The 25,326-nt window shown below is 74.6% G+C and carries 22 protein-coding genes and 1 pseudogene; 11 read left to right on the top strand and 12 right to left on the bottom strand.

Features of this window, described 5'->3' with window-relative positions:
* Window positions 1–317: 317 nt before the first annotated feature.
* Window positions 318–1,322 carry a GlxA family transcriptional regulator gene (locus tag ACFYNX_RS21855; protein WP_388663382.1) on the bottom strand — a complete coding sequence of 335 codons (1,005 nt, stop codon included), beginning with the start codon at window positions 1,320–1,322 and terminating at the stop codon, window positions 318–320.
* A 75-nt stretch (window positions 1,323–1,397) separates the two neighbouring features.
* Here ACFYNX_RS21855 and ACFYNX_RS21850 point away from each other — a divergent pair, with 75 nt between their 5' ends.
* Window positions 1,398–2,003, top strand: coding sequence for a cysteine hydrolase family protein (locus tag ACFYNX_RS21850; RefSeq protein WP_365539030.1), 606 nt, complete (start codon window positions 1,398–1,400; stop codon window positions 2,001–2,003).
* Window positions 2,004–2,027: 24 nt separating this feature from the next.
* Here the strand turns inward: ACFYNX_RS21850 and proC are convergent, their stop codons facing one another.
* From proC to ACFYNX_RS21825, 5 genes are all read right to left on the bottom strand, one after another.
* Complete coding sequence (gene proC, locus ACFYNX_RS21845) at window positions 2,028–2,837, bottom strand: pyrroline-5-carboxylate reductase (protein WP_125666562.1); 810 nt, start codon at window positions 2,835–2,837, stop codon at window positions 2,028–2,030.
* Between the two features lie 97 nt (window positions 2,838–2,934).
* Window positions 2,935–3,672, bottom strand: coding sequence for an ABC transporter permease (locus tag ACFYNX_RS21840; RefSeq protein ID WP_388663380.1), 738 nt, complete (start codon window positions 3,670–3,672; stop codon window positions 2,935–2,937).
* Window positions 3,669–4,559 (bottom strand): ABC transporter ATP-binding protein, encoded by an 891-nt coding sequence (locus ACFYNX_RS21835; protein WP_388663378.1) that lies wholly within the window; start codon window positions 4,557–4,559, stop codon window positions 3,669–3,671. The genes ACFYNX_RS21840 and ACFYNX_RS21835 overlap by 4 nt, the downstream gene beginning before the upstream one ends.
* A gap of 55 nt (window positions 4,560–4,614) precedes the next feature.
* Window positions 4,615–5,169 (bottom strand): hypothetical protein, encoded by a 555-nt coding sequence (locus ACFYNX_RS21830; RefSeq protein ID WP_388663376.1) that lies wholly within the window; start codon window positions 5,167–5,169, stop codon window positions 4,615–4,617.
* A gap of 34 nt (window positions 5,170–5,203) precedes the next feature.
* Complete coding sequence (locus ACFYNX_RS21825; RefSeq protein WP_365539793.1) at window positions 5,204–5,515, bottom strand: peptidase; 312 nt, start codon at window positions 5,513–5,515, stop codon at window positions 5,204–5,206.
* A 217-nt stretch (window positions 5,516–5,732) separates the two neighbouring features.
* Here ACFYNX_RS21825 and ACFYNX_RS21820 point away from each other — a divergent pair, with 217 nt between their 5' ends.
* A complete protein-coding gene (locus ACFYNX_RS21820; protein ID WP_388663374.1) occupies window positions 5,733–7,976 on the top strand; it encodes a PQQ-binding-like beta-propeller repeat protein in 2,244 nt (747 codons plus the stop codon).
* Between the two features lie 144 nt (window positions 7,977–8,120).
* Here the strand turns inward: ACFYNX_RS21820 and ilvD are convergent, their stop codons facing one another.
* From ilvD to ACFYNX_RS21800, 4 genes are all read right to left on the bottom strand, one after another.
* Window positions 8,121–9,974: a dihydroxy-acid dehydratase gene (gene ilvD / locus ACFYNX_RS21815; protein WP_388663372.1), complete on the bottom strand. Its 1,854-nt coding sequence runs from the start codon at window positions 9,972–9,974 to the stop codon at window positions 8,121–8,123.
* 142 nt (window positions 9,975–10,116) lie between these two features.
* Complete coding sequence (locus ACFYNX_RS21810; RefSeq protein WP_388663370.1) at window positions 10,117–10,809, bottom strand: TetR family transcriptional regulator; 693 nt, start codon at window positions 10,807–10,809, stop codon at window positions 10,117–10,119.
* Window positions 10,810–10,825: 16 nt separating this feature from the next.
* A complete protein-coding gene (locus tag ACFYNX_RS21805) occupies window positions 10,826–11,662 on the bottom strand; it encodes a sugar phosphate isomerase/epimerase family protein (RefSeq protein ID WP_388663368.1) in 837 nt (278 codons plus the stop codon).
* A 111-nt stretch (window positions 11,663–11,773) separates the two neighbouring features.
* Entirely contained in the window at window positions 11,774–12,706 is a 933-nt protein-coding gene (locus ACFYNX_RS21800; protein ID WP_365539046.1) for a Ppx/GppA phosphatase family protein, read from the bottom strand.
* 40 nt (window positions 12,707–12,746) lie between these two features.
* On the opposite strand from ACFYNX_RS21800, the gene ACFYNX_RS21795 reads away from it, so the two are divergent.
* Window positions 12,747–13,604 carry a hypothetical protein gene (locus ACFYNX_RS21795; RefSeq protein ID WP_388663366.1) on the top strand — a complete coding sequence of 286 codons (858 nt, stop codon included), beginning with the start codon at window positions 12,747–12,749 and terminating at the stop codon, window positions 13,602–13,604.
* A 33-nt stretch (window positions 13,605–13,637) separates the two neighbouring features.
* On the opposite strand, the gene ACFYNX_RS21790 is transcribed toward ACFYNX_RS21795, so the two are convergent.
* Complete coding sequence (locus ACFYNX_RS21790; RefSeq protein WP_388663364.1) at window positions 13,638–15,428, bottom strand: hypothetical protein; 1,791 nt, start codon at window positions 15,426–15,428, stop codon at window positions 13,638–13,640.
* Between the two features lie 185 nt (window positions 15,429–15,613).
* On the opposite strand from ACFYNX_RS21790, the gene radA reads away from it, so the two are divergent.
* Window positions 15,614–17,017 (top strand): DNA repair protein RadA, encoded by a 1,404-nt coding sequence (gene radA, locus ACFYNX_RS21785; RefSeq protein ID WP_125668453.1) that lies wholly within the window; start codon window positions 15,614–15,616, stop codon window positions 17,015–17,017.
* Window positions 17,018–17,334: 317 nt separating this feature from the next.
* Window positions 17,335–18,459 carry a DNA integrity scanning diadenylate cyclase DisA gene (gene disA, locus ACFYNX_RS21780; RefSeq protein WP_121832335.1) on the top strand — a complete coding sequence of 375 codons (1,125 nt, stop codon included), beginning with the start codon at window positions 17,335–17,337 and terminating at the stop codon, window positions 18,457–18,459.
* A 21-nt stretch (window positions 18,460–18,480) separates the two neighbouring features.
* Here disA and ACFYNX_RS21775 read toward each other — a convergent pair whose 3' ends face one another.
* The gene (locus tag ACFYNX_RS21775; RefSeq protein WP_388663361.1) at window positions 18,481–19,362 is read right to left on the bottom strand and encodes a hypothetical protein; all 882 of its coding nucleotides are present in this window, start codon (window positions 19,360–19,362) and stop codon (window positions 18,481–18,483) included.
* Window positions 19,363–19,585: 223 nt separating this feature from the next.
* Here ACFYNX_RS21775 and ACFYNX_RS21770 point away from each other — a divergent pair.
* The 6 genes and pseudogenes from ACFYNX_RS21770 to cseC form a co-directional block, all read left to right on the top strand.
* A pseudogene (locus ACFYNX_RS21770) lies at window positions 19,586–20,209 on the top strand (phosphatase PAP2 family protein); the annotation flags it as partial.
* 450 nt (window positions 20,210–20,659) lie between these two features.
* A complete protein-coding gene (locus ACFYNX_RS21765) occupies window positions 20,660–21,604 on the top strand; it encodes an A/G-specific adenine glycosylase (RefSeq protein ID WP_365539056.1) in 945 nt (314 codons plus the stop codon).
* Between the two features lie 244 nt (window positions 21,605–21,848).
* Window positions 21,849–22,421: a SigE family RNA polymerase sigma factor gene (locus tag ACFYNX_RS21760; protein WP_125667475.1), complete on the top strand. Its 573-nt coding sequence runs from the start codon at window positions 21,849–21,851 to the stop codon at window positions 22,419–22,421.
* Window positions 22,409–23,218 (top strand): hypothetical protein, encoded by an 810-nt coding sequence (locus ACFYNX_RS21755; protein ID WP_388663359.1) that lies wholly within the window; start codon window positions 22,409–22,411, stop codon window positions 23,216–23,218. Before ACFYNX_RS21760 ends, ACFYNX_RS21755 begins: the two co-directional genes overlap by 13 nt.
* A 75-nt stretch (window positions 23,219–23,293) precedes the next feature.
* The gene (gene cseB, locus ACFYNX_RS21750; RefSeq protein WP_125667474.1) at window positions 23,294–23,995 is read left to right on the top strand and encodes a two-component system response regulator CseB; all 702 of its coding nucleotides are present in this window, start codon (window positions 23,294–23,296) and stop codon (window positions 23,993–23,995) included.
* Window positions 23,992–25,311 (top strand): two-component system sensor histidine kinase CseC, encoded by a 1,320-nt coding sequence (gene cseC / locus ACFYNX_RS21745; RefSeq protein WP_388663356.1) that lies wholly within the window; start codon window positions 23,992–23,994, stop codon window positions 25,309–25,311. Before cseB ends, cseC begins: the two co-directional genes overlap by 4 nt.
* Window positions 25,312–25,326: the final 15 nt, after the last annotated feature.

Here is a 25,326-nt window from a genome sequence, read left to right as displayed (position 1 = left end):
GGGCCCTTCCGGCGGTTCCGACTCTATCAGATCCTTTCGGCGTCTGATTCCCGGTCAGCGGGAGTTGTCTTTCCGGCTGTTGGGCCGTTCCGACGAGTGAGACTTTAGCGGATTCCCCGCCTCCGACGCTAATCGGGGGCCTGCGCTCAAACCTTCGAACGCGGATTCCTCATTTCGCAAAAACGCACGGAAAGAACGACGGCACGGCAAAGCGCTGTCGGCTTCTGAGGATCTTGCGGAATGGCTGTCCGGGGCCGACCGGGGTCGGTGCTCACGTCGGACAACTCGGAGAACACTACGGAGCCGGGGAGGACGTGTCAAGCCTGGCCCGGGGCCCGGTGGCGGAAGGCGTTGCGGTAGGCGCGGGGGCTGGTGGAGAGGTGGGCGGCGAAGTGCTGGCGCATGGTGACCTCGCTGCCGAAGCCGGCGCGGCGGGCCACCTCGGGGAGGGGGTGGTCGGTGCGCTCCAGGAGCTTCTGGGCGGCGGCCACGCGCTGGGTGATGAGCCAGTGCAGGGGGGTGGTGCCGGTGGTGGCCCGGAAGTGGCGGGCGAAGGAGCGGGGGGACATTCCGGCGACGGCGGCCAGGCTCGCGACCGTGTGGGGTGCGGAGAGGTGGGCCAGGGCGTGAGTGCGTACGGCGGCGAGGGCGTCGGCGTCGCGGTCGGCGCGGGGCGTCGGGCGCTCGATGAACTGGGCCTGGGTCCCCGTACGGAAGGGGGCCGTGACCATGGAGCGGGCCACGGTCGCCGCCGCTTCGGCGCCGTGGGCCGTACGGACCAGGTGGAGGCAGAGGTCGATGCCCGCCGCGGTGCCGGCCGAGGTCCAGACGCCGGAGTCCTCGACGAAGAGGGCGTCGGGTTCGACCCGTACCGCCGGGTGGCGGGCGGCGAGGGTGCGGGCCAGGTGCCAGTGGGTGACCGCGCGGCGGCCGTCGAGGAGTCCGGCGCGGGCCAGGACGAAGGCGCCCGCGCAGAGGGAGGCGACCGGGATGCCGGCGGTGTGGGCGCGGCGGAGGGCGTCGAGGACCGGGGGCGGGACGTCGGCGCCCGGGTCCTCGATGCCCGGGACGATGACGAGGTCCGTGGGGGTGAGGTCGTCGAGCCAGGTCAGGGGGCGGTCGGGAGTCAGGGTGAGGCCGCCCCGGAGGCGTACCGGGGTGTGCGGGTCCGCGGCCGCCCGGTGGAGGGCGAACGGGGGGACGCCCCGGAGGGTGCGGTCGCTGTCCCAGACCTCGGTGATGACGGAGACGTCGAAGGCGCGGACGCCCGGGAAGACGAGGAGCGCGATGCGCTGGGGGCGGGTTTCCGGGGGCGGCGCCATGGTTGGCAGTAAACCATCGGTCGGTGGCATGCGGCCCTCTGGGACCGGGGGCCCGGCGGCGGAAGGATCGTCGGCATGGAGATCGCGGAGAACGCAGCGCTCGTCGTCGTCGACGTACAGAAGGGCTTCGAGGAGGAGTACTGGGGGAAGCGGAACAATCCGGATGCGGAGCGGAACATCGCCGTGCTGCTCGATCTGTGGCAGGCGACCGGGCGGCCCGTCGTCCTCGTGCGGCACGACTCGGCGGAGGGGTCGCGTTCGCCGCTGCGGGCGGGGCACGGGGGGAACGACTTCAAGGACTTCGTGGAGGAGCGGCGGGGGAAGGGCTCCGGGCCCGAGCTGCTCGTGGTGAAGTCCGTGAACTCCGCCTTCTACGGGGAGCCGTCCCTGGACGCGTGGCTGCGGGGGCGGGGCGTCGGGCAGATCGTGGTCGTCGGGATCCAGACGAACATGTGCAACGAGACGACGGCCCGGATGGGCGGGAACCTCGGGTACGACGTGGTGTTCCCGCTGGACGCGATGCACACCTTCGACCTGGAGGGGCCGTACGGCTGGACGGCGAGCGCCGATGAGTTGACGCGGGCGACGGCGGTCTCCCTTCACGGGGGCCGCTTCGCGCGGGTGGTGGCCACGGAGGACGTGGTGCGGGGGGCCTCCGCCGGGGACGCCGGGGTCCGGTGACCCCGGCGGGGGCGGCGCGGGCGGTCAGCCGTTGCCGGAGGCGAGCTCGCGGCTGCGGTCGCGGGCCGCTTCGAGGGCGGCGATGAGGGCGGCCCGTACGCCGTGGTTCTCCAGTTCGCGGATGGCGCTGATGGTGGTGCCGGCCGGGGAGGTGACGGCCTCGCGGAGCTTGACCGGGTGCTCGCCGCTGTCGCGGAGCATCACGGCGGCGCCGATGGCGGCCTGGACGATGAGGTCGTGGGCCTGGGCGCGGGGCAGGCCGAGGAGGATGCCGGCGTCGGTCATGGCCTCGACGAGGAAGTAGAAGTACGCGGGGCCGGAGCCGGAGAGGGCGGTGGCGGCGTCCTGCTGGGACTCGGGGACGCGGAGGGTCTTGCCGACGCCGCCGAAGATCTCCTCGGTGTGGGCGAGGTGGTCGGGGGTGGCGTGGCTGCCGGCCGAGATGACGGACATGCCCTCGTCGACGAGGACGGGGGTGTTCGGCATGACGCGGACGACGGGGGTGCCGGCGGTGAGGCGCTCCTCGATGAACGAGGTGGGGATGCCCGCCGCCGCGCTGATGAGGAGGCGGTCGGCGGTGACGTGCGGGGCGAGCTCGTCGAGGAGGCGGCCCATGTCCTGGGGCTTGACGGCCAGGATGAGGGTGTCGGCGCGCTTGGCGGCCTCGGCGTTGGTGACGGTCTCGACGCCGTAGCGGGTGCGGAGCTCCTCGGCGCGCTCGGCGCGGCGGGCGGTGACCAGGAGGTTCGCGGGGCGCCAGCCGGCGCGGATCATGCCGCTGAGGAGCGCTTCACCGATCTTGCCGGTGCCGAGGACTGCGACGGTCTGGGTCATGGCTCTGTTCACCTCGCCGGAGGGGGTACGTCGTGCCGTCATCCTCGCACCGGGGCCGTGGTGGTGCGGTGGGTGTCCGAGGGGCGGTCACGGCCGGTCAGGCCGTGCGGCGGCGGAGGGTGGCGGCGCCGAGGGCGAGGACGAGGAGGGCGCAGCCGGCGACGACGAGGACGTCGCGGACGAAGGCACCGGTGGCCTCGGGGTGGCGGAGGACCTCGTTCATGCCGTCGACGGCGTACGACATGGGCAGGACGTTCGAGACGGCTTCGAGGGCGGGGGCCATGCGGTCGCGCGGGGTGAACAGGCCGCAGAGGAGGAGCTGGGGGAAGATCACGGCCGGCATGAACTGGACGGCCTGGAACTCGGACGCGGCGAAGGCGGAGACGAAGAGGCCGAGGGCGGTGCCGAGCAGGGCGTCGAGGAGGGCCACCAGGAGCAGGAGCCAGGGGGAGCCGACGACGTCGAGGCCGAGGAACCGGAGGGCGAGGCCGGTGGCGAGGGCGGACTGGACGACGGCGAGGAGTCCGAAGGCGAGGGCGTAGCCGGCGATGAGGTCGCCCTTGCCGAGGGGGAGGGCGAGCAGGCGTTCCAGGGTGCCGGAGGTGCGTTCGCGCAGGGTGGCGATGGAGGTCACCAGGAACATCGTGATGAGCGGGAAGATGCCGAGGAGCGAGGCGCCGATGGTGTCGAAGGTGCCGGGGCTCCCGTCGAAGACGTACCGGAGCAGGAAGAGCATCACGCACGGCACGAGGAGCATGAGGGCGATCGAGCGCGGGTCGTGGCGCAACTGGCGCAGGACGCGGGCGGCGGTGGCGAGGGTGCGGGCGCTGCTCATGGCCGGGGCTCCTGGGTCTGGTCCTGGTCCTGGTGCTGCTTGTCGTGGGCGGTTCCGGGGCGCTGTCGCTCCCGGGCCGCGGCCGCGTCGACGAGGTGGAGGAAGGCCTCTTCGACGGTGGGGGTGTCGTTGCGGCGGCGGAGGGCCTCGGGGGTGTCCTCGGCGAGGATCTCGCCCTCGCGCATCAGGAGGAGCCGGTGGCAGCGCTCGGCCTCGTCCATGACGTGGGAGGAGACGAGGAGCGTGGTGCCGCGGTCGGCGGCGACGCGGTGGAAGAGGTCCCACAGGTCGCGGCGGAGGACGGGGTCGAGGCCGACGGTGGGTTCGTCGAGGACGAGGAGTTCGGGGGCGCCGAGGAGGGCGACGGCGAGGGAGACCCGGCTGCGCTGGCCGCCGGAGAGCCGGCCGGCGAGGGAGCCGGCGTGGGCGGTGAGGTCGACGTCGGCGACGGCCCGGTCGACGGCGGCGCGGCGTTCGTGGCGGTGGGCGCGGCCGGGGAGGAGGACGGCGGCGAAGTAGTCGAGGTTCTGGCGGACGGTGAGGTCGTCGTAGACGGACGGGGCCTGGGTGACGTAGCCGATGCGGGGGCGCAGGGCCGGGGCGCCGGCGGGGCGGCCGAGGACGGTGAGGGTGCCGCCGACCTCGGCCTGGGTGCCGACGATCGCGCGCATGAGGGTGGTCTTGCCGCAGCCGGAGGGGCCGAGGAGGCCGGTGATGCGGCCGGCCGGGACGGTGAAGTCGAGGCCGCGCAGGACGGTGCGGTCGCCGCGGACGGCGGTGAGGGCGCGGGCGGTGATCGCCGCGGGGGCGGTGGTGTCGGTGTCGTTCCGGCCCCGGCTCGCGGCCGTGTCCGCGTCTCCGTCGGCGCCCGTCGAGTAATTCACCATGTGATGAATAGTGCGCCTGGGGGTGCCGGCCGTCAAGCCTCCGTGGGGTGGCGGGTTACTTGCCGCGCTTGGGCTTCTTGCGGGCGGCCGGGTTGCCCGTGCGGGAGCCGCGGCGCTTCTCGTACCGGGCGAGGGCCGCCTCGTACTCGGCGCGGTGGAGCTTCTCGCCGGGCGCCTCGGTCAGGCAGCGGGCGCTGTAGGCGAGGAGCGAGCCGATGAAGCCGATCGCCTTGAGGCTGCGCAGGGAGTCCTCGCGGGCCGGGTCGTCCGGGCGGCGCCGGAAGCCCTCCCAGGTCTTGCGGCAGGCGATGGCGCTGCAGACCGCGAACATGACGACGACCAGGCCGTTGACGATGCCGCCCGTGTTCGCGATCCGGAGCCCCTGGAAGGCGAAGCGCAGCACGAGGCAGGCCGCGACGGCGGCGGCGAGCGCGCCGACGGCCAGGCCGGCGCGGCGCAGCGCGTAGTGGCCGGTGTGGTCGACCCAGGTCGTGCCGAAGAAACGGATCTCCTCGGGGCGGGGTCCGCCGGTGGGGCCGCCGGTCCTGCCGGCGGCCGCGTCGTCCGTCGCGCCGTCTGCCGTACGCGGGGTCTGCTCGTCGTCGCTCACGGGGTCGATTATCCCCGGACGGCGTCCGGGCAGGTCAGGCGCAGCGCGGTGCCACGAGGCCGTCGCTGCCCGTGTGCACGTAGGAGTCGGAGACGTACTCCCCCGGGGCGATGCTGTCCCAGATGTTCGTCGTGCCGTACGGGCCGGTGACCGTCTCGCCGTACTTCTGGCAGGAGATCGCCACCGTGGCGTTCAGGGGCAGGGAGCGGACGAGCGGGTACTGGGTGCCCGGGCCCGAACGCACGTTGAGGCGGTAGCCCGGGGCGACCGGGTAGCGGGTGGCGTTCGCCGCCGTCACCGCCACGGCCCGGCCCTCCGCCGCGATGCCGCTCGTGTCCGTGCCCATGCTCGTGGTGCTTGTGGTGTCCGTCGCTCCGGTCACGTCCGTCATGCCCGTCGTGTCCATCGTGTTCTCCCCCCATGGCGCAAAAGCGCTCCGCCGAGACTCACTCTCCGCGACGCGCAGGCTAGCAAGCCCCACCCACATCGGAGGTGCCATCGACTAGGCTCGTCGCGTCGCGCACGCGGGCGCGAGGTGACGGGGAATCACACGGGGGTGGGCGGTGCCACCGTTGCGCGGGACCGGTGCCGGCCGGGAAGCGGAGGGGCCCGAGTACGCGGGCGACTACCGTCTCCAGGCACGTCTGGGCGCGGGGGGCATGGGCGTCGTGCACCTCGCCTCCTCGGCCTCGGGGCTGCGGCTCGCGGTCAAGGTCGTGCACGGACGGTACGCGGAGGACCCCGAGTTCAGGGCCCGTTTCCGCCAGGAGGTCGCGGCCGCCCGCCGGGTCAGCGGGGCCTTCACCGCCCCGGTCGTCGACGCCGACCCCGACGCCGTGCGCCCCTGGATGGCGACCCTCTACGTCCCCGGCCCCACCCTCGCCGACCAGGTGAAGCGGAACGGTCCGCTGTCCCCCGCCGAGCTGCGCCGGCTGACCGCCGGGCTCGCGGAGGCGCTGCGCGACATCCACCGGGCCGGGGTCGTGCACCGGGACCTCAAGCCCAGCAACGTCCTGCTCACCGACACCGGCCCCAAGGTCATCGACTTCGGCATCTCCCGGCCCGTCGACAGCGACCTGCACACCGAGACGGGCAAGCTGATCGGCTCGCCGCCGTTCATGGCGCCCGAGCAGTTCCAGCGGCCGCGCGAGGTCGGGCCCGCGGCGGACGTCTTCGCGCTCGGCTCGATCCTGGTGCACGCGGCGACCGGGCACGGCCCGTTCGACTCCGACAGCCCGTACGTCGTGGCGTACCAGGTCGTCCACGACGAGCCCGACCTGACGGGCGTGCCCGGGGAGCTGGCGCCGCTCGTCGCGCGCTGCCTCGCCAAGGAGCCCGTGGAGCGGCCGACCCCGGCCCAGATCATGCGGGCGCTTCAGCCGCCCTCGTACGCGGCGGAGGCGTTCATACCGGCGCAGCGGCGGCGGCCCGCGCTGCCGGGCGGCGGGGACGGTGTCGGGAGCGGGTACGAGGACGGCGGCGGGCACGGCGGTGAGCCGGGCCACGCGCCCGCGTGGGACGCGGACACGCCGGTACGGGCCTCCGCCCCGGCCCCGGCCCGCCGGGGCCACCGCCTCGGCGGGCGGACCGGCGGACGGTTCGGCGGGCGGATCCGGCCGCGTCCGACGATCGCCGTCGTCGCCGCGCTCGCGCTCGCCGGGGCCGGTCTGTACGCGGCGCTGGGCCCCGCGCACGAGGGGCACCCGGCCGCGCCGCCGCATCCGGACGAGGTGGCCACCGCCTTCGCGGGCTGGCACACCGGGCTCCAGGAGCGGGGCCCGAAGGCGGCTCCCGCCTGCGCCGGCGGCGGGGACGCGCTGTACTGCGCGGCCCGGGGCGTCGGCCTGGCCCGGCTCGACCCCGTGACGGGGAAGGTCCTGTGGTCGCGGACCGGGACCGTCGAGGGGGAGGCGCCGCGCGCGCCCGTGCTCCTGGCGGGCGGCCGGGTCGGCGCCGCCGCCCCGACGGGCCCGCTGCGGGCGCACGCGGCCGGGGACGGCGCCCCGGTCTGGAGCGCCCGGTCCGACCGTCCCGAGCTGTACCGCCCGGCCGGGTCCGCCGTCGTCCTGACCGACGGGACCGGTGGCGTCCGGGCCGTCGACGGCCGGGGCGGCGAGGAGCTGTGGCGGCACGGCCTGACCGGTTTCGGGGCGCCGCGCACGGGTCCGTACGACGCCGCCTCCGGTCTGCTCACGGTCTTCGAGGGCGCGCCCGACGGGGCACGCACGCGCGTGGGCGCGGTCCGGCCCGCGACCGGTGAGGTGGTGTGGCGGCGGGACCTGGAGGGCGACCTCGATCCGCTGGGGCGCACCGGGGACGGGTCCCTCGTCCTCGGCTCCCTCCACCAGGGCACGCAGACGGACGCGCTCGTCCTGCTCGGCCCCGGCGCGGGAGGGACCGGTTCCGTGCGCAGGCTGGCCCTGCCGCACCGGTTCGACCTCCGGGGCGCGGTCGTGCGCGGGAGCGTCGTGTACCTGCTCGACGCGGACGGGCACGTGACCGCCTTCGACACCGCCGCCGGGGAGGGGCGGGTGCTGTGGGACATGGAGACGGCCGCGGGGAACGTCTCCGCGCCGGTCCTCGGTCCCGGCGACCGCCTCTACTTCTCCGTCCAGGACGGGCGGCTGCTCGCCGTGGACACCGCGCGCGGGGCGCTCGTCGGCCAGACCCGGCCCCGCATCGCGGACGGGCGGCTCGCCTACGCGCCCCTGGTGCCCGAGCCGCTGGTCGCCGGGGGCCGGGTGTTCGGGACGGCGCCGGACGGTTCGGTGTTCGCGGTGGACGCGCGCGACCCGGCGTCCTGGTGAACGCCCGGCGGGTCCTCGCAGGACCTCCGCAAGACCGCCTTAAGACCCGCCGCGAGCACTCCGCAAGACCGCCGTACGCGCACGCGTGAGGGGGCCCGGGGCTTCGGACGGGCCCCGGGCCCCCTCACGTGCGTCCCGCCGGGCTCAGCCCAGCTTCGTCACGTCGCGGACCGCGCCCTTGTCGGCGCTCGTCGCCATCGCCGCGTACGCCCGCAGCGCCGCCGAGACCTTGCGCTCGCGGTTCTTCGGCGCGTACGCCCCGCCGAGGGCCTCGCGGCGGGCGGCGAGGACGTCCTCGCCGACGAGGAGGTCGATCGAGCGGTTCGGGATGTCGATGCGGATGCGGTCGCCGTCCTCGACGAGGGCGATCGTGCCGCCCGAGGCCGCCTCCGGGGACGCGTGGCCGATGGAGAGGCCCGAGGTGCCGCCGGAGAAGCGCCCGTCGGTGATCAGGGCGCAGGTCTTGCCCAGGCCCCGGCCCTTGAGGAAGGAGGTCGGGTAGAGCATCTCCTGCATGCCGGGGCCGCCCTTGGGGCCCTCGTAGCGGATGACGACCACGTCGCCGTCCTTGACCCGCTTGTTGAGGATCTTCTCGACGGCCTCCTCCTGCGACTCGCAGACGACGGCCGGGCCCTCGAAGGTCCAGATCGACTCGTCGACGCCGGCCGTCTTCACGACGCAGCCGTCGACGGCGAGGTTGCCGCGCAGGACCGCGAGGCCGCCGTCCTTCGAGTACGCGTGCTCCGCGTCCCGGATGCAGCCGTTCGCCGCGTCCGTGTCGAGGGTGTCCCAGCGCTCGGACTGGGAGAAGGCGGTCGCGGAGCGGACGCAGCCCGGGGCCGCGTGCCACAGCTCGACGGCCTCCTCGGTCGGGGAGCCGCCGCGCACGTCCCAGGCGTCCAGCCACTCCTTGATGGAGCGGGAGTGGACGGAGTGGACGTCCTCGTTGAGCAGGCCCGCGCGGTAGAGCTCGCCGAGGATGGCGGGGATGCCGCCGGCGCGGTGCACGTCCTCCATGTAGTACGTGCGGTCCTTGGCGACGTTCGGGGCGACCTTGGCCAGGCAGGGGACGCGGCGCGAGACCTCGTTCATGTCGGTCAGGCCGTAGTCCAGCTCGGCCTCCTGGGCGGCGGCGAGCAGGTGCAGGATCGTGTTGGTGGAGCCGCCCATGGCGATGTCGAGGGCCATGGCGTTCTCGAAGGCGGCGCGGGTCGCGATCGAGCGGGGCAGGACGGAGTCGTCGTCCTCGTCGTAGTACCGGCGGGTGATGTCGACGACCGTGCGGGCGGCGTTCTCGTAGAGGGCGCGCCGGGCGGTGTGGGTGGCGAGCACCGAGCCGTTGCCGGGGAGGGAGAGGCCGATGGCCTCGGTCAGGCAGTTCATCGAGTTGGCGGTGAACATGCCGGAACACGAGCCGCAGGTCGGGCAGGCGTTCTCCTCGATGCGGAGGATGTCCTCGTCCGAGATCTTCGGGTTCACGGCGTCGGAGATCGCGTCGACCAGGTCGAGCGTGCGGACCGTGCCGTCGACGAGGGTGGCGCGGCCGGACTCCATGGGGCCGCCGGAGACGAAGACCGTCGGGATGTTCAGGCGCAGGGCGGCCATCAGCATGCCGGGGGTGATCTTGTCGCAGTTGGAGATGCAGATCAGGGCGTCGGCGCAGTGCGCCTCGACCATGTACTCCACGCTGTCCGCGATCAGGTCGCGGGAGGGCAGGCTGTAGAGCATGCCGCCGTGGCCCATCGCGATGCCGTCGTCGACCGCGATCGTGTTGAACTCGCGGGGGATGGCCCCGGCGGCCGTGATGGCCTCGGAGACGATCCGGCCGACCGGCTGGAGGTGGGTGTGGCCGGGGACGAACTCCGTGAAGGAGTTGGCGACCGCGATGATCGGCTTCCGGCCGATGTCCGCGCCGGGTACACCGGAGGCGCGCATAAGGGCGCGTGCGCCCGCCATGTTGCGGCCGTGGGTGACAGTGCGGGACCTCAGCTCGGGCATCGTCGCTCGCTCCTCGTGACGGGTGTGCTTGCCTTCGAGCGTACGCCGCCGGACCAAGATCTGGACAGCTCGTCCGCATGCCGGACGGGATGTTCAGCTTTCGGTCAGGTGTCCGGCTCGACTGATCCGGTTCGACTCCCCGTCAGCTCTCGGTCAGGTAGCGCTGGAGGGTCGGGGCCACCTGGGCGACGATCTCCTCCGGGTCGGCGGAGGCCAGCGGCTCGACCCGGATCACGTACCGCAGGATCGCGATCCCGATCATGTGGGAGGCGGCCAGCTCCGCGCGGAGCTTCGGGTCCGGTACGTCGAGCTCGGCGGCGATCCGCTCCAGGAGCCGCCGCAGCACGAAGGTCCGCAGGACCGCGGCCGCCGCCTCGTGGGTCAGCGCGGAGCGCACGATCGCGAGGAGCGGAGCGCGGCTGGCCGGGTTCTCCCAGACGCCGATGAAGAAGCGGGCGAGGCGCTCGCCGATGCCGTCGCGGGGACCGGAGACGATCGCCGGGACGACGGTCGCGGGCTCGAAGGAGACCTCGACGGCGGCGGCGAAGACCTCGTCCTTCGACCCGAAGTAGTGGTGCACGAGGGCCGGGTCCACCCCGGCCGCGCGGGCGATGCCGCGCACCGAGGCCTTGTCGTAGCCGCGCTCGGCGAACTGGGCGCGGGCCGCCGCCAGGATGCGTTCGCGCGCGCCCGGCCCGCTCTCCTCGGCGGTGCGGGAGGGGCGGCCGCGGCGGCGGGGGGCGGGGTCCGCCGGGCCCCGTCCGGCCTCGGAGCCCTGTCCGGGTGCGGCCTCGGACCCCTGTCCGGCCCCGGGGCCCCGTCCGGGCGCGGTCACCGGTGCTCCGGTCCCGTCACGGGCGCGGGGCCCGGGAGGGGCGGCCGGCGGCGGAGGCGAGGTGGAGCCGGGTGAAGGCGAGGGCCTCCGCGAGGTCCGCCTCGCGCTCGGCGGCGGACATCGCGCGGCGGGTGTTGACCTCGATGACGACGTGCCCGTCGAAGCCGGTGACCGCGAGCCGCTCCAGGACCTCGGCGCAGGGCTGGGTGCCGCGCCCCGGGACCAGGTGCTCGTCCTTGGCGGAGCCCCGGCCGTCGGCGAGGTGGACGTGGCCGAGCCGGTCGCCCATGCGGTCGATCATGGCGAGGGCGTCGGTGCGGGCGGTCGCGGTGTGCGAGAGGTCGACGGTGAAGTGCCGGTAGTCGTCCTTGGTGACGTCCCACTCGGGGGCGTACGCGAGCATCTCGCGGTCCTTGTACCGCCAGGGGTACATGTTCTCGACGGCGAACCGGACGTCGGTCTCGTCCGCCATCCGCCAGATGCCGCTCACGAAGTCCCGGGCGTACTGGCGCTGCCAGCGGAACGGCGGGTGCACGACGACCGTGGACGCGCCGAGCTTCTCGGCCGCCGCCCGGGCCCGCCGGAGCTTGACCCACGGGTCGGTGGACCAGACGCGCTGGGTGATGAGGAGGCAGGGGGCGTGGACGGCCAGGATCGGCACCCCGTGGTGGTCCGAGAGCCGGCGCAGGGCCTCGACGTCCTGGCTGACGGGGTCGGTCCACACCATGACCTCGACGCCGTCGTAGCCGAGGCGCGCGGCGACCTCGAAGGCCGTCGCCGTCGACTCCGGATAGACCGAGGCCGTCGACAGGGCGACCTTCGCATCCGGGACGCGCACCACTGGATCTGCCACGCAGACAGCGTACGGGGCGGGCCGCGGGACCGGAGGGTGGTTCCGGCCACACCGGTTCCGGCCGGTCCGGTTCCGGCCCGGGGCGGCGGGAGCGGGGGCGTACCCCCGGCCTCACTCCTCCGGCAGGTGGTCCAGGCGGCGCAGGATGACGCCCTCGCGCAGGGCCCAGGGGCAGATCTCCAGCTCCTCGACGCCGAGGAGGTCCATCGCGCCCTCCGCGACGAGCGCGCCCGCGAGGAGCTGGGCGGCGCGGCCCTCCGAGACGCCCGGCAGGGCCGCGCGCTCGACGACGGTCATCCCGGCCAGGCGCGGCACCCACTCCTCCAGGGACCTGCGGCTCAGGGTCCGCTGGACGTGGAGGCCCTCGCTGGAGCCGGGCGCCCCGGCGATCCTGGCCAACTGCTTGAAGGTCTTGGAGGTGGCGACGACGTGGTCGGGGCGCCCGGCGCGGCTGAACTCGCCGACCGTACGGGCGATCTGCGCGCGCACGTGGCGGCGCAGCGCCTTCACGTCGGCGCTGTCGGCCGGGTCGCCCGGCAGCCAGCCGGCGGTGAGGCGGCCCGCGCCCAGCGGCAGGGAGACGGCCGTGTCGGGGTCCTCGTCGATGCCGTACGCGACTTCGAGGGAGCCGCCGCCGATGTCGAGGAGGAGCAGCTTGCCAGCGGACCAGCCGAACCAGCGGCGGGCGGCGAGGAAGGTCAGCCGGGCCTCCTCCTCGCCGGTGAGGACCTGGAGGTCGATGCCGGTCTCGTCCTTGACCCGGGCCAGGACGGCGTCGGCGTTGACGGCCTCCCGCACGGCGGAGGTCGCGAACGGCAGCACCTCCTCGCAGCCCTTGTCCTCGGCGGCGTGGAGCGCGTCCCGGACGGTCGCGACGAGCCGCTCGACGCCGTCGGGGGCGATGGCGCCCCGCTCGTCGAGGAGTTCGGCGAGGCGCAGTTCCGCCTTGTGGGAGTGGGCGGGCAGGGGGCGGGCGCCGGGGTGCGCGTCCACCACCAGGAGGTGCACCGTGTTCGAACCGACGTCGAGGACTCCGAGTCTCATGGGCGGAACGCTACTGCGCGCGCCGCATACGCTGGAGAGCGTGCCAAAGACGAAAAAGGCGAAGCAGGACAAAGACAGCGCCGTTCCTGCGAACGTGAGGGCCGCCAAGGCGGCCAGGGGCGCCGGGAAGCGGGCCGAGGACGTGGTGCCGGACGAGAAGGGCCTGGACTTCGCGCGCGCGTGGGTCGAGTTTCCCGATCCGGCCGACGAGGAGCAGGTCTTCCGCTGCGACCTGACCTGGCTGACCTCGCGGTGGACGTGCGTCTTCGGGAGCGGCTGCCAGGGCATCCAGGCGGGCCGGGCCGACGACGGCTGCTGCACGCTGGGCGCGCACTTCTCCGACGAGGACGACGAGAAGCGGGTCGCGGAGCACGTGGCCCGGCTCACGCCGGAGCTGTGGCAGTTCCACGACGTCGGCACGGAGACGGGCTGGACGCAGCTCGACGAGGACGGCGACCGGCAGACCCGCCGCTGGGAGGGCTCCTGCATCTTCCAGAACCGTCCCGGGTTCGCGGGCGGCATGGGCTGCTCGCTGCACATCCTGGCCCTGAAGGAGGGCCGGGAGCCGCTGGAGACCAAGCCGGACGTGTGCTGGCAGTTGCCGGTGCGCCGGACGTACGACTGGATCGACCGGCCCGACGACACCCGGGTCCTCCAGGTGTCGATCGGGGAGTACGACCGCCGGGGCTGGGGCCCGGGCGGTCACGACCTGCACTGGTGGTGCACCTCGGCCACCTCGGCGCACGGCGCCGGTGAGCCGGTCTACGTCACGTACCGGCCCGAGCTCACCGAGATGATGGGCGAGGAGGCGTACGAGGTGCTGGCCGGCCTGTGCGAGGCCCGGCTCGCCTCGCAGTTGCCGCTGGTGGCCCCGCACCCGGCGGACCCGCGGGTCTGAGGGTTCCCGGGGCCCTCGGGGTCCTCGGGGTCCTCAAGAGGACGGGGGCGGCTCCTCCGCCGTCGGCGGCGGGGTCGTGCCCGGGTCCGTGGTCGGCGGCGGGGGCTCCTCCGTGGTGGGCGGCGGGGTGGTCGGCTCCTCCGTCGTGGGCGGCGGGGTCGTGGGCGGTTCCTCCGTCGTCGGGGGCGGGGTGGTCGGCGGTTCGGTCGTCGGCGGAGGGGTCGTGGGGGGCGTGGTGGGATCGGTCGTGCCCGGCGGGGGCGGCGTCGGCTTCGGCGGGCGGGGGACGTTCGGGGCCGGCCGGAAGACCTCCTTCGGCCCGGCCGGGCCGGCTCCGGTGATGCGCACCACCGCGCCCGAGGGGTTCACCCCGACCCGGGCGCTCCACGCGCCCGCGGGCTCGCGCGCGTGGTCGACGCGGACCGCGATCGTGACCTGCTCGCCGGGGCGGAGCGCGCCGGTGGCGCGGCTCACGTAGATCCAGGGCGCGTCCGTCCACAGCGACCACTCGACGGGCGCGTCCCCGGCGGCGGTGAGCGTCAGGAGGGTCAGGTCGCCGTGGCCTCGCGCGGTGACCGTGACCCAGCCGGGGGCGGATTCGCCGGGCTTCGAGGGGGCTCCGGAGCCGGTGGGGCCGCCGGGGCTGACCACCTCGACGGAGACGTCGGGGGAGCGGCTGCCCCGGGTGAAGCGGGGCTCGGGGGTGGCGCGGGCGTTGCCCGCGTTCTCGTACCGGTCGTACGGGCGCCCGTCCGGGCCGGCCTCGTCGTCCGTCTCGCGCGCGCTGACCCGTCCCCCGTCGTGCGCGGTGGTCTCGGTGGTGCCCCGGTAGGTGGTCCACAGGGCGAGGACGGGGGCGGCGACGACGGCCGCGACGACGGTGGTGGTCACCGCGCGGGCCCGCATCCGGTCGCGGCGGGCCGTGTGGTCCTTGGGGTCCATGGGGAAGCCGGTGGGCGCGAAGCGGGGGGCGCCGGCACGCGCGCGGGGCACGTGCAGCATCGCCATGTACGCGGCGGCCCGGGGTGCCTCGACGAGCGGCAGCCGGTCCGGGGGCGGGGAGCCGGCGCCGGGCCAGGGCCCCGCGGCGCCCACGCGCTCGGCGGCGCGGCGGCAGCGGGGGCAGTCGTCGACGTGCCGGACGAGCTCGGCGCGCAGGGTGGCCGAGAGGAGCACCCGGTGGTCGCCGGTGAGCCGGGCGACGGTGGGGCAGCTCCCGGTCTCGACGACGGCGAGGGCGGCCCGGGTGCGCTCGACCTCGCAGTTGGCGGTGGCGAGGAGCTCGCGGGCGGCGAGCGGGTCGAGGGAGAGGACGGCGGCGACCTGGCGGTGGTTGAGGCCGTGCCGCACGGCGAGCTCCAAGGCCTCGCGCTGCCCGGGCGTGGTGCCGGCCGCCTCGGGCCAGGCGAGGAGGGCGAGTTCGGCGCGGTGCCGCTCGGCGGTCTCGGCGGAGACCCGGGGCGGCTCGGGCGGAGTGACGGCGGGGCGGCCGGTGTGGGCGCCCTGGCGCTTGCGGCGCTGCTCGCCGAGGGTGCGCAGACAGGCCCAGCGGGCGAGGGCGTACAGCCAGGCGGTGCGCCCGTCCTCGTCGGAGGGGCAGCGGCCCCGGTGGCGCTCGGCCACGGCGAGGACGTCGCCGAGGACGGCGGTGGCCGTGTCGTGGTCGCAGAGCACGGAGAGGCAGTACGTGAAGAGGCCGTCGAGGGCGGACTCGTAGTGGGCGGGGGGCCGCCGGCCGAGCGTGCGCGGTCCCTGGTCCGTGGTGCGGTGCGCCCGGTGTGCGCCGGTGGTGCGTGCGGGGGTTTCCAGCCTGCTGCTCGTCACTGGGCGACCGTAGGCAGGACCAGGGGCATTCTTCGTACCGGTCGCGCACTTCTCATCCCTACGGGTGAAGGTATCGCTCGAAAGAGGACAGGAATCCGGCGTCCCGTGGACGGGCCGTGCGGGCTTCGGACCCCGGTTCGCGGGGCCGGGGCCCGTTGTCGGTGGCGGCGGCTACGGTGGGGCGCATGGCTGCCCGTACGAAATCCGCCAAGGAGCGACCGTCCTACCGCTGCACCGAGTGCGGCTGGCAGACGGCCAAGTGGCTCGGCCGCTGCCCCGAGTGCCAGGCCTGGGGGACGGTGGAGGAGTACGGCGCGCCCGCCGTCCGGACGACCGCCGCGGGCCGGGTCTCCACCGCCGCCCTGCCGATCGGCCAGGTCGACGGCCGGCAGGCGACCGCCCGCTCGACCGGCGTCGACGAACTGGACCGGGTCCTCGGCGGGGGGCTCGTGCCCGGCGCCGTGGTGCTGCTCGCGGGCGAGCCGGGCGTCGGCAAGTCGACGCTGCTGCTCGACGTGGCGGCGAAGGCGGCGAGCGACGAGCACCGCACGCTGTACGTCACGGGCGAGGAGTCCGCGAGCCAGGTCCGGCTGCGCGCCGACCGGATCGGCGCGATCGACGACCACCTGTACCTGGCGGCGGAGACCGACCTGTCGGCGGTCCTCGGGCACCTGGACGCGGTGAAGCCCTCGCTGCTGATCCTGGACTCGGTGCAGACGATCGCCTCGCCCGAGATCGACGGCGCGCCCGGCGGCATGGCGCAGGTCCGCGAGGTCGCGGGCGCGCTGATCCGGGCCTCCAAGGAGCGCGGGATGTCCACGCTCCTGGTCGGCCACGTCACCAAGGACGGGGCCATCGCGGGCCCCCGGCTCCTGGAGCACCTGGTCGACGTGGTGCTGAGCTTCGAGGGCGACCGGCACGCGCGCCTGCGGCTGGTGCGGGGCGTGAAAAACCGGTACGGGGCGACCGACGAGGTCGGCTGCTTCGAGCTGCACGACGAGGGGATCACGGGTCTCGCCGACCCGTCGGGGCTCTTCCTGACCCGGCGCGACGTGGCCGTGCCGGGCACCTGCCTGACGGTCACCCTGGAGGGCCGCCGGCCGCTCGTCGCCGAGGTGCAGTCGCTGACGGTGGACTCCCAGATCCCCTCCCCGCGCCGGACCGTCTCCGGTCTGGAGACCTCCCGGGTCTCGATGATGCTGGCGGTCCTGGAGCAGCGCGGCCGGATCAGCGCGCTCGGCAAGCGGGACATCTACAGCGCGACCGTGGGCGGAGTGAAGCTCTCCGAGCCGGCCGCCGACCTGGCGATCGCGCTCGCGCTCGCCTCCGCGGCGAGCGACACCCCGCTGCCGAAGAACCTGGTGGCGATCGGGGAGGTCGGGCTCGCGGGCGAGGTCCGGCGGGTGACGGGCGTGCAGCGGCGCCTCGCGGAGGCGCACCGGCTCGGCTTCACGCACGCGCTGGTCCCGACGGACCCGGGGAAGGTGCCGCCGGGCATGCGGGTGACGGAGGTCGCGGACATGGGCGACGCGCTGCGGGTCCTGCCCCGCGGGCGGCGCGCGAAGGCGCCGGAGGGCGCGGAGGGATAGGGAGGGGCGGACCGGGCCGGGCCTCCACCAGGGCCTCCGACGCGGGCGGGGCCAGGACCCCACCAGGGCCTCCGACGCGGGCGGCGCAGAGCTCCCGACCAGGGTCCGGCCATGTCCCCGGCAAGGATCCGGCAAAGCCTGCGGTAAGGGCCGGGTGCGGTGTGCGACAAGGGTTTCGGGGTGGGGAAGGGTTGGTTCCGGCCCCGGGTGGGGACCCCTTTCGCACCACCCGCGTTCGGTCGGGGGCGGAGGGCGGCGGGGTGGTGTCGCTAGACTTTGCCCTGGTCTCGCCCATCCGTACGAGCCGGAGGAGTGCAGTGGCAGCCAAGGACGGGGCAGCAGCTCCTGGGAAATCCGGCGCGGGCTCCGGCAGTGAAGCGCTGATGCGCGCCGCCCTGAGCGCGGTCGCGCCGGGCACCGCCCTGCGCGACGGCCTGGAGCGGATCCTCCGGGGGAACACGGGCGGGCTCATCGTGCTCGGCCTGGACAAGGCGGTCGATTCGATGTGCACCGGCGGCTTCGTGCTGGACGTCGAGTTCACCGCCACCCGCCTGCGCGAGCTGTGCAAGCTCGACGGCGCGCTCGTCCTCGACAAGGACATCACCAAGATCCACCGGGCGGGCGTGCAGCTCGTCCCGGACGCCTCCATCCCCACCGAGGAGACCGGCACCCGCCACCGCACCGCGGACCGGGTCTCCAAGCAGTGCAACTTCCCGGTCGTCTCCGTCTCCCAGTCGATGCGCCTGATCGCGCTGTACGTGCACGGCGAGCGCCGGGTCCTGGAGGAGTCGGCCGCGATCCTGTCCCGCGCCAACCAGGCGCTCGCGACCCTGGAGCGGTACAAGCTCCGGCTCGACGAGGTGGCGGGCACGCTCTCCGCCCTGGAGATCGAGGACCTGGTCACGGTCCGGGACGTCACCGCCGTCGCGCAGCGCCTGGAGATGGTCCGCAGGATCGCCACCGAGATCGCCGAGTACGTGGTCGAGCTCGGCACCGACGGGCGCCTGCTCTCGCTCCAGCTCGACGAGCTGATCGCGGGCGTGGAGCCGGAGCGCGAGCTGGTGATCCGGGACTACGTGCCGGAGCCGACGGCCAAGCGCTCGCGGACGGTCGCGGAGGCGCTCACCGAACTGGACGCGCTCACCCACACCGAGCTGCTCGAACTCCCCGTCGTGGCACGGGCGCTCGGCTACAGCGGCTCGCCCGAGACCCTCGACTCGGCCGTCTCGCCGCGCGGCTACCGGCTCCTCGCGAAGGTGCCGCGGCTGCCGGGCGCGATCATCGAGCGGCTCGTGGAGCACTTCGGCGGGCTGCAGAAGCTCCTCGCGGCCAGCGTCGACGACCTCCAGGCCGTCGACGGCGTCGGCGAGGCCCGCGCCCGCAGCGTCCGCGAGGGCCTGTCCCGGCTCGCGGAGTCCTCGATCCTGGAGCGGTACGTCTGAGCGGCGGGGCCCGGCGGGCCCTCAGTCCTTGGCGAGCGTGAACGCGGCCGGGAGGATCTTCACGCCCGGCATCGCGGCCTCCACCAGATAGGTGCCGGGGCCGGCCGGGCCCGCCGGGGCGGTGGCACACCGCGGGGCGCTGCGCCCGCGGTCCCACTCCACGGTGTGGGTGACGGTCGCGCCCGCGGGCAGGCTCAGCAGGAGCGGGGTGCCGGGACGCGGGCAGTGGTCGGAGGACCAGACCTCGTCGTCCTTGGCGTCGCTGATCGTCAGGACCGCGTTGCGGGGGCCGAAGTCGGCCTTGCAGTCGACGTCCGAGGTGTTCTTCGCGACGAGCTGGAAGCGGGGCCTCTCCCCCGTCTCGTAGGTGACCTTGACGGACCTGAGCGTCAACTGGAGCGATCCGGCGGGGCAGTTGGGGACCGTCGTGCCGGCCGGGAGCTGCCGGCCCGCGCCGGTGCCCGCGCCGCCGTCGCCGCCGGCCCCGTCGCCGTCACCGTTCTTGGCGGGGTCGCCCGATCCGGAGTTCCCGGTGGAGCCCGAACCCCCGGAGCCCGTACCGGCGTCCGCACCCGCGTCCGCGCCACCGGAGCCGGAGCCGGAGCCGCCGGAGTCCGTGCCGCCGTTGCCGCCGGAGGCCCCGTCCTCCTCGCCCGACTCGTCGCGTCCACCGGGCTGTTGGCTGATCGCGGGACCCGACCCGGAGGGCCCGGGCGTGATCGAGGGCGGGGTGGGCGACGAGCCGTTGGCGGAGTCGCTCGGCTTCCCGCCGCCCCCGCCGCCGGACGTCACGGCCCACACGGTGAGCAGGGCGAGGAGTGCCACCAGGCACACCGCCACCGCCCTCCGTCGCCAGTAGATGGTGGAGGGAAGCGGCCCGACCGGATTGCGCAAAGATCCCACGACCCGAACCTTACGAGAGATCGGGCCCAACTCCCGCCCCACCCGCCGCCCGAGACCTCAAGTTTTGCCGATGATCACATCCGTCTTTCCGGGAACTTTTTCCGGGTCCACGAGTGAAAACGGGGCCAACCGGAGCGAATCGGTGCCCCCCACTTTCGTCGGGGGTCGCTCCGGCCGACGGCCAGGGGCGAGGCGCTCCGGATTCCGGTTAGCGTCGTTCCCCATGGACACCCTCCTCGACCTCTCCGACCGTCTGTATCTCGACGTCGCCGACCTCGCCCACGCCACGCCGCACTGGTTCCAGCTCCTGGCCGAGGTCTGGACCGAGGCCGGACTGCTGCTCTTCGGCGTGCTCTTCGTGGCCGGCTGGTGGCGCTCCCGCGACGGTTCGGGCGGGGCGATGGCGCTCGCGCTGCTCGCCCCGCTCGCCACCGCCTTCGGCTACGTGGTGAGCGAGGCGCTGAAGTCGCTGATCGACGAGGAACGTCCGTGCCGCGCGGTCGCCGGAGCGCCCGCCCCGCTCGTCACCTGCCCGCCCTACGGCGACTGGTCCTTCCCCAGCAACCACTCGGCCATCGCGGGCGCCGCCGCGATCGCGCTCGCCCTGTCCTGGCGCGGGCTGGGCCGCTTCACCGTGCCGATGGCGCTGCTCATGGCCTTCTCCCGGGTCTTCGTCGGTGTCCACTACCCGCACGACGTGACCGCCGGCCTGCTCCTCGGCGCCCTGGTCGCCTTCCTGGTGATGCGGTTCGCCGAGCGTCCGGTGCGGTCCCTGGTCGAGGCGGCCCGGTCGAGCCGGAACACGCTGGTGGTGTGGTGCGCGGGTCCGGGCCCCCGTGCGTCCGCCCCGGCCGCCGCCCCCGCCGAGCCCTCCCTGTTCGACCCCGCGCCCCCGCAGGGGCCCGCCTCCCCGTACGGGTCCGCGCCTTCGTACGACGCCGCTCCCGCCACCCCGTACGGGTCCGCTCCTGCGTACGACGCCACTCCTCCGTACGACGCCGCCCCTCCGTACGGCTCCGCCCCCGCGTACGGCTCCGCGCCCGCCCAGGACCCCTCGGCCCCGTACGCCCACGACCCCTCGGCCCCCTACGGTGCCGCGCCCGCCACTCCGTACGGCGCCCCCTCCCCGTACGGAGACCCCGCTCCCCCGTACGAGAACCCCGCCCCCTCCCCGTACGGGAACCCCGCTCCCCCGTACGGGGACCCCGCCTCCCCCTACGAGAACCCCGGGCAGGGGCGGCACGCGCCGTACGACGCGCACTGATCACCCCGGAACCGTGTCAGGATCGTGGGTGCCATGACTTCCATCGACACGTCCTCCGCCGCCGGAGCCGCCGGGGCCGCCGGGATCCCCGGAGTGCCCGCCGTCCCCGCCGAGCTGCACCGGCCCGTCCTCGCCTGGTTCGACCAGCACGCCCGTGACCTGCCCTGGCGCCGCCCCGAGGCCGGTGCCTGGGGGGTCATGGTGAGCGAGTTCATGCTCCAGCAGACCCCGGTCGTCCGGGTCCTGCCGGTGTACGAGCAGTGGCTCGCGCGCTGGCCCCGCCCGGCCGACCTGGCCGCCGAGGCCCCCGGCGAGGCGGTCCGCGCCTGGGGCCGGCTCGGCTACCCGCGCCGCGCGCTGCGGCTGCACGCGGCGGCCACGGCCATAACGGAGCGGCACGGCGGGGACGTGCCGAGCGACCACGCGCAGCTCCTCGCGCTGCCCGGCATCGGGGAGTACACGGCCGCCGCGGTGGCCTCCTTCGCCTACGGGCAGCGGCACGCCGTCCTGGACACCAACGTGCGCCGGGTCTTCGCCCGTGCGGCGACCGGCGTCCAGTACCCGCCGAACGCGACCACGGCCGCCGAGCGGCGGCTGGCCCGCGCCCTGCTGCCGGAGGACGAGGAGACGGCCTCCCGCTGGGCCGCCGCCTCCATGGAGCTGGGCGCCCTGGTGTGCACGGCGAAGAACGAGGACTGCGGGCGGTGCCCGATCTCCGGGCAGTGCGCCTGGCGGCTCTCGGGGAAGCCGGCGCACGACGGCCCGCCGCGGCGCGGCCAGACGTACGCGGGCACCGACCGGCAGGTCCGGGGGCGGCTCCTCGCCGTCCTGCGGGACTCGGCGGACCCGGTGGCGCGCGAGGCCCTGGACGCGGTCTGGGACGAGCCGGTCCAGCGGGCCAGGGCCCTGGACGGCCTGGTCGCGGACGGCCTCGTCGAGCCCCTGGACGGCGGCTTCTACCGCCTGCCCCTCTCCTGAAGCCCGCCGCTCCCCTCCCTTGAGGTCCGCCGCCCCTCTCCCCTGAGATCCGACGTCCCCTCCCCCGAGACCCGCCCCTCTTCCGCCGGGCCGGCTCCGAAACCCCTTCCTCCCCCGCTGTTACACAACCGATGGGTAGCCGTGCGTCCACCGACGGCTGCCCCGCACAGCCCCGTGACAACCGCTCCGTAGCGTCGTCCACGACACGAGGAACAAGCAGGTCACGGGGATGGAGGCGGTTCGGATGAGGCACGGTGAGGTGCTCGACTTCGAGGAGTACGTACGCACGCGGCAGGACGCCCTGCTGCGCAGCGCGCGCCGTCTCGTGGCCGACCCCGTCGACGCCCAGGACCTCCTCCAGACGGCCCTGGCCCGTACGTACGGCCGCTGGGACGGCATCGCCGACAAGTCCCTCGCCGACGCCTACCTGCGCCGGGTCATGATCAACACCCGGACCGAGTGGTGGCGCTCGCGCAAGCTGGAGGAGGTGCCGACCGAGCAGCTTCCCGACGCGAGCGTGGCCGACGCGACCGAGCAGCACGCTGACCGGGCCCTCCTGATGGACGTCCTGAAGGTGCTCGCGCCGAAGCAGCGCAGCGTCGTCGTCCTGCGCCACTGGGAACAGATGAGCACGGAGGAGACGGCGGCGGCGCTCGGCATGTCGACCGGTACGGTGAAGTCCACGCTCCACCGCGCGCTCGCCCGGCTCCGGCAGGAGCTGGAGAGCCGCGACCTCGACGCCCGCGCCCTGGGGCGGGCCGGGGAGCGGACGACCGTACGAGGCGACGAAGGGGGGCGTGCGCGGTGCGCGGCATAGAGGACGGGCCCGACGACGCGTCCGGCAGAGACCCCGGACACGGCGACGGACCCGACGACCGTCCCGACGACGGATCCGGCAGAGGTTCCGGATCCGACGAAGGCCTCCGCGGCGGCGGTGACCGGCTTCCCGCCGGTCGCCGCCGCCCTCGGCGTACCGCCCGGGTCGCGGGGGCCACGGCGACGGCCGGGCTCGTCGCCGTCGGCCTCTCCCTGGCCGCCTGCTCCACCGGCGGCACGGGCTCCCGCGACGAGGGCGCGGCCCGCAGCGACGGGATCGCCGCGGCCGCCCCCACCCCCTCCGCGGCGGCCGTCACGGGCCCGCAGTCGGCGGAGCGGGTGGACCCGATCCGCCTGCTCAAGGCCGATCCGAAGATCAGCGAGCGGTTCAAGGACGACCTGAAGCCGTGCGCGGCGGACTCGTACCCGGTGGACGCCTCCTACGGCAACCTCACGAACGCGCCCGCCCCCGACGTCGTCGTCAACGTGATGACCTGCGGGGACGGCATCGGCATCGGCACGTACGTCTACCGCAGCCGGAACGACGGCTACGAGAACGTCTTCGCGGCCGAGGACGCGGCGGTGTACGCCACGATCGACCGGGGCGACCTGATCGTCACCAAGCAGGTGTACGCGAAGGGCGACCCGGTCGCGTACCCCTCGGGCGAGGACGTGATCACGTACCGCTGGACCGGCAACAGGTTCACCCAGCACGACTGGGTCCACAACGACTACAGCCGGTCGGTCGGCGAGGGCGAGGGCCTGGAGCCCGCGCCGAGCCAGTCCCCCGGGGACTGAGCCGCACCCGAAGAGACGCAGGAAAAGCGCGCCGAAGAGACCCGGAGAGCGCACGATCCCGGAGGAACCCCCACGATGGCCGAAACCCATGTCCTGTTCGTCGAGGACGACGACGTCATCCGTGAGGCCACCCAGCTCGCCCTGGAGCGGGACGGCTTCCGGGTCACGGCCATGCCCGACGGCCTCTCCGGCCTGGACTCCTTCCGGGCGCGGCGGCCGGACATCGCCCTGCTCGACGTGATGCTGCCGGGCATGGACGGCGTCAGCCTCTGCCGCCGCATCCGCGACGAGTCGACGGTCCCGGTGATCATGCTGTCGGCGCGCGCCGACTCCATCGACGTCGTCCTCGGCCTGGAGGCCGGGGCGGACGACTACGTCACCAAGCCCTTCGACGGCTCGGTCCTGATGGCCCGCATCCGGGCCGTGCTGCGCCGCTTCGGGCACGCCGGCGGCGGCGAGGCCGGGGAGGGGCCGGGGGACGGCGGGCTGCTCGTCTTCGGGGACCTGGAGGTCGACACCGAGGGCATGGAGGTCAGGAGGGGCGGGGCGCCGGTGGCGCTGACCCCGACCGAGATGCGGCTGCTCCTGGAGTTCTCGTCGGCGCCCGGCACCGTGCTGTCCCGGGACAAGCTCCTGGAGCGGGTCTGGGACTACGGCTGGGGCGGCGACACCCGGGTCGTGGACGTGCACGTGCAGCGGCTGCGGGCCAAGATCGGCCAGGACAGAATCGAGACCGTGCGCGGCTTCGGCTACAAGCTCCGGGGCCAGGGCGGGTGAGGCCGTTCCCCCTGCGCACCGGGGTCCGCTGGAAGATCGCCGTCGCCATCGCGGCGGTCGGCGCCCTCATCGCGGTCACCCTGAGCGTGGTCGTGCACAACGCCGCCCGGATCTCGATGCTCGACAACGCGCGCGAGGTCCAGATGGAGCGGCTGCTCTTCGCGCAGCGGCTGTACGAGACGTCGAAGCCCAAGGAGCCCCGCTTCGGCACCAAGATCAACGATCCGGCGCTGCCGCGGGAGCTCGACCGGCTGATGCGGGACAACCGGCGCGGGACGTACGTGCAGGAGCACCGGCACGGCGGTCCGCCCGACGTGTGGGCGGCCGTGCCGCTCGCCAACGGCGACGTCCTGTCGCTGCACATCCCCTTCGCCGACCGCAGCGCGAAGATCATGGGCGATCTGGACCGGGCGCTCGTCATCGGCTCGGTCTCGGTGGTCTTCGGCGGGTGCGCGCTCGGCGTGCTCATCGGCGGCCGGCTCTCGCGGCGGCTGCGGAAGGCGGCCGTGGCGGCCGGCCGGGTCGCCCAGGGCAACACGGACGTGCGGGTGCGGGAGGCGGTCGGCGGGGTCGTACGGGACGAGACCGACGACCTGGCGTGGGCGGTCGACGCCCTGACCGACGCCCTGAACGAGCGGATCGAGGCCGAGCGGCGGGTCACCGCGGACATCGCGCACGAGCTGCGCACCCCCGTCACGGGGCTGCTCACGGCGGCCGAGCTGCTGCCGCCGGGGCGCCCGACGGAGCTGGTGCGGGACCGGGCGCAGGCGATGCGGACCCTGGTCGAGGACGTCCTGGAGGTGGCCCGGCTCGACAGCGCGTCGGAGCGGGCCGAGCTCCAGGAGATCGCGCTCGGGGAGTTCGTGGAGCGGCGGGTGCGGACCCTGGACCCCGAGGTCGTCGTCCGGGTCGTCCACGACTCCTGGGTGAACACCGACCCGCGCCGGCTCGAACGCGTCCTGGGCAACCTCCTCGCCAACGCGGCCAAGCACGGGAAGCCGCCGGTGGAGGTGACGGTCGAGGGCCGGGTGGTGCGGGTCCGCGACCACGGTCCGGGCTTCCCGGAGTCCCTCCTCAGGGAGGGCCCGAGCCGGTTCCGTACGGGGTCGAGCGACCGCGCGGGCCAGGGCCACGGCCTGGGCCTGACGATCGCGTCGGGCCAGGCCCGGGTCCTCGGCGCCCGGCTGACCTTCCGGAACGTGGCCGCCGAGGGGGCGCCGAACGGGGTGGGCGGGGCCATCGCGGTCCTGTGGCTCCCGGACCACGCGCCGACGAACACGGGCAGCTTCCCGGTCCTGCGGCTGCCGGATCAGTAGGGGCGTCCGGTACGG

This window comes from Streptomyces sp. NPDC007872 (assembly GCF_042868165.1).
Taxonomy (GTDB): domain Bacteria; phylum Actinomycetota; class Actinomycetes; order Streptomycetales; family Streptomycetaceae; genus Streptomyces.
Note: the sequence above shows the minus strand (reverse complement) of the source record. Positions and strands in the feature narration are given on the sequence as shown.

Bases quoted from the DNA above. Each gene is read 5' to 3' on its own strand.
- ACFYNX_RS21855 (WP_388663382.1), bottom strand. From the start codon at position 1,322: ATGGCGCCGCCCCCGGAAACCCGCCCCCAGCGCATCGCGCTCCTCGTC.
- ACFYNX_RS21850 (WP_365539030.1), top strand. From the start codon at position 1,398: ATGGAGATCGCGGAGAACGCAGCGCTCGTCGTCGTCGACGTACAGAAG.
- proC (WP_125666562.1), bottom strand. From the start codon at position 2,837: ATGACCCAGACCGTCGCAGTCCTCGGCACCGGCAAGATCGGTGAAGCG.
- ACFYNX_RS21840 (WP_388663380.1), bottom strand. From the start codon at position 3,672: ATGAGCAGCGCCCGCACCCTCGCCACCGCCGCCCGCGTCCTGCGCCAG.
- ACFYNX_RS21835 (WP_388663378.1), bottom strand. From the start codon at position 4,559: ATGGTGAATTACTCGACGGGCGCCGACGGAGACGCGGACACGGCCGCG.
- ACFYNX_RS21825 (WP_365539793.1), bottom strand. From the start codon at position 5,515: ATGGGCACGGACACGAGCGGCATCGCGGCGGAGGGCCGGGCCGTGGCG.
- ilvD (WP_388663372.1), bottom strand. From the start codon at position 9,974: ATGCCCGAGCTGAGGTCCCGCACTGTCACCCACGGCCGCAACATGGCG.
- ACFYNX_RS21800 (WP_365539046.1), bottom strand. From the start codon at position 12,706: ATGAGACTCGGAGTCCTCGACGTCGGTTCGAACACGGTGCACCTCCTG.
- radA (WP_125668453.1), top strand. From the start codon at position 15,614: ATGGCTGCCCGTACGAAATCCGCCAAGGAGCGACCGTCCTACCGCTGC.
- ACFYNX_RS21765 (WP_365539056.1), top strand. From the start codon at position 20,660: ATGACTTCCATCGACACGTCCTCCGCCGCCGGAGCCGCCGGGGCCGCC.
- ACFYNX_RS21760 (WP_125667475.1), top strand. From the start codon at position 21,849: ATGAGGCACGGTGAGGTGCTCGACTTCGAGGAGTACGTACGCACGCGG.
- cseB (WP_125667474.1), top strand. From the start codon at position 23,294: ATGGCCGAAACCCATGTCCTGTTCGTCGAGGACGACGACGTCATCCGT.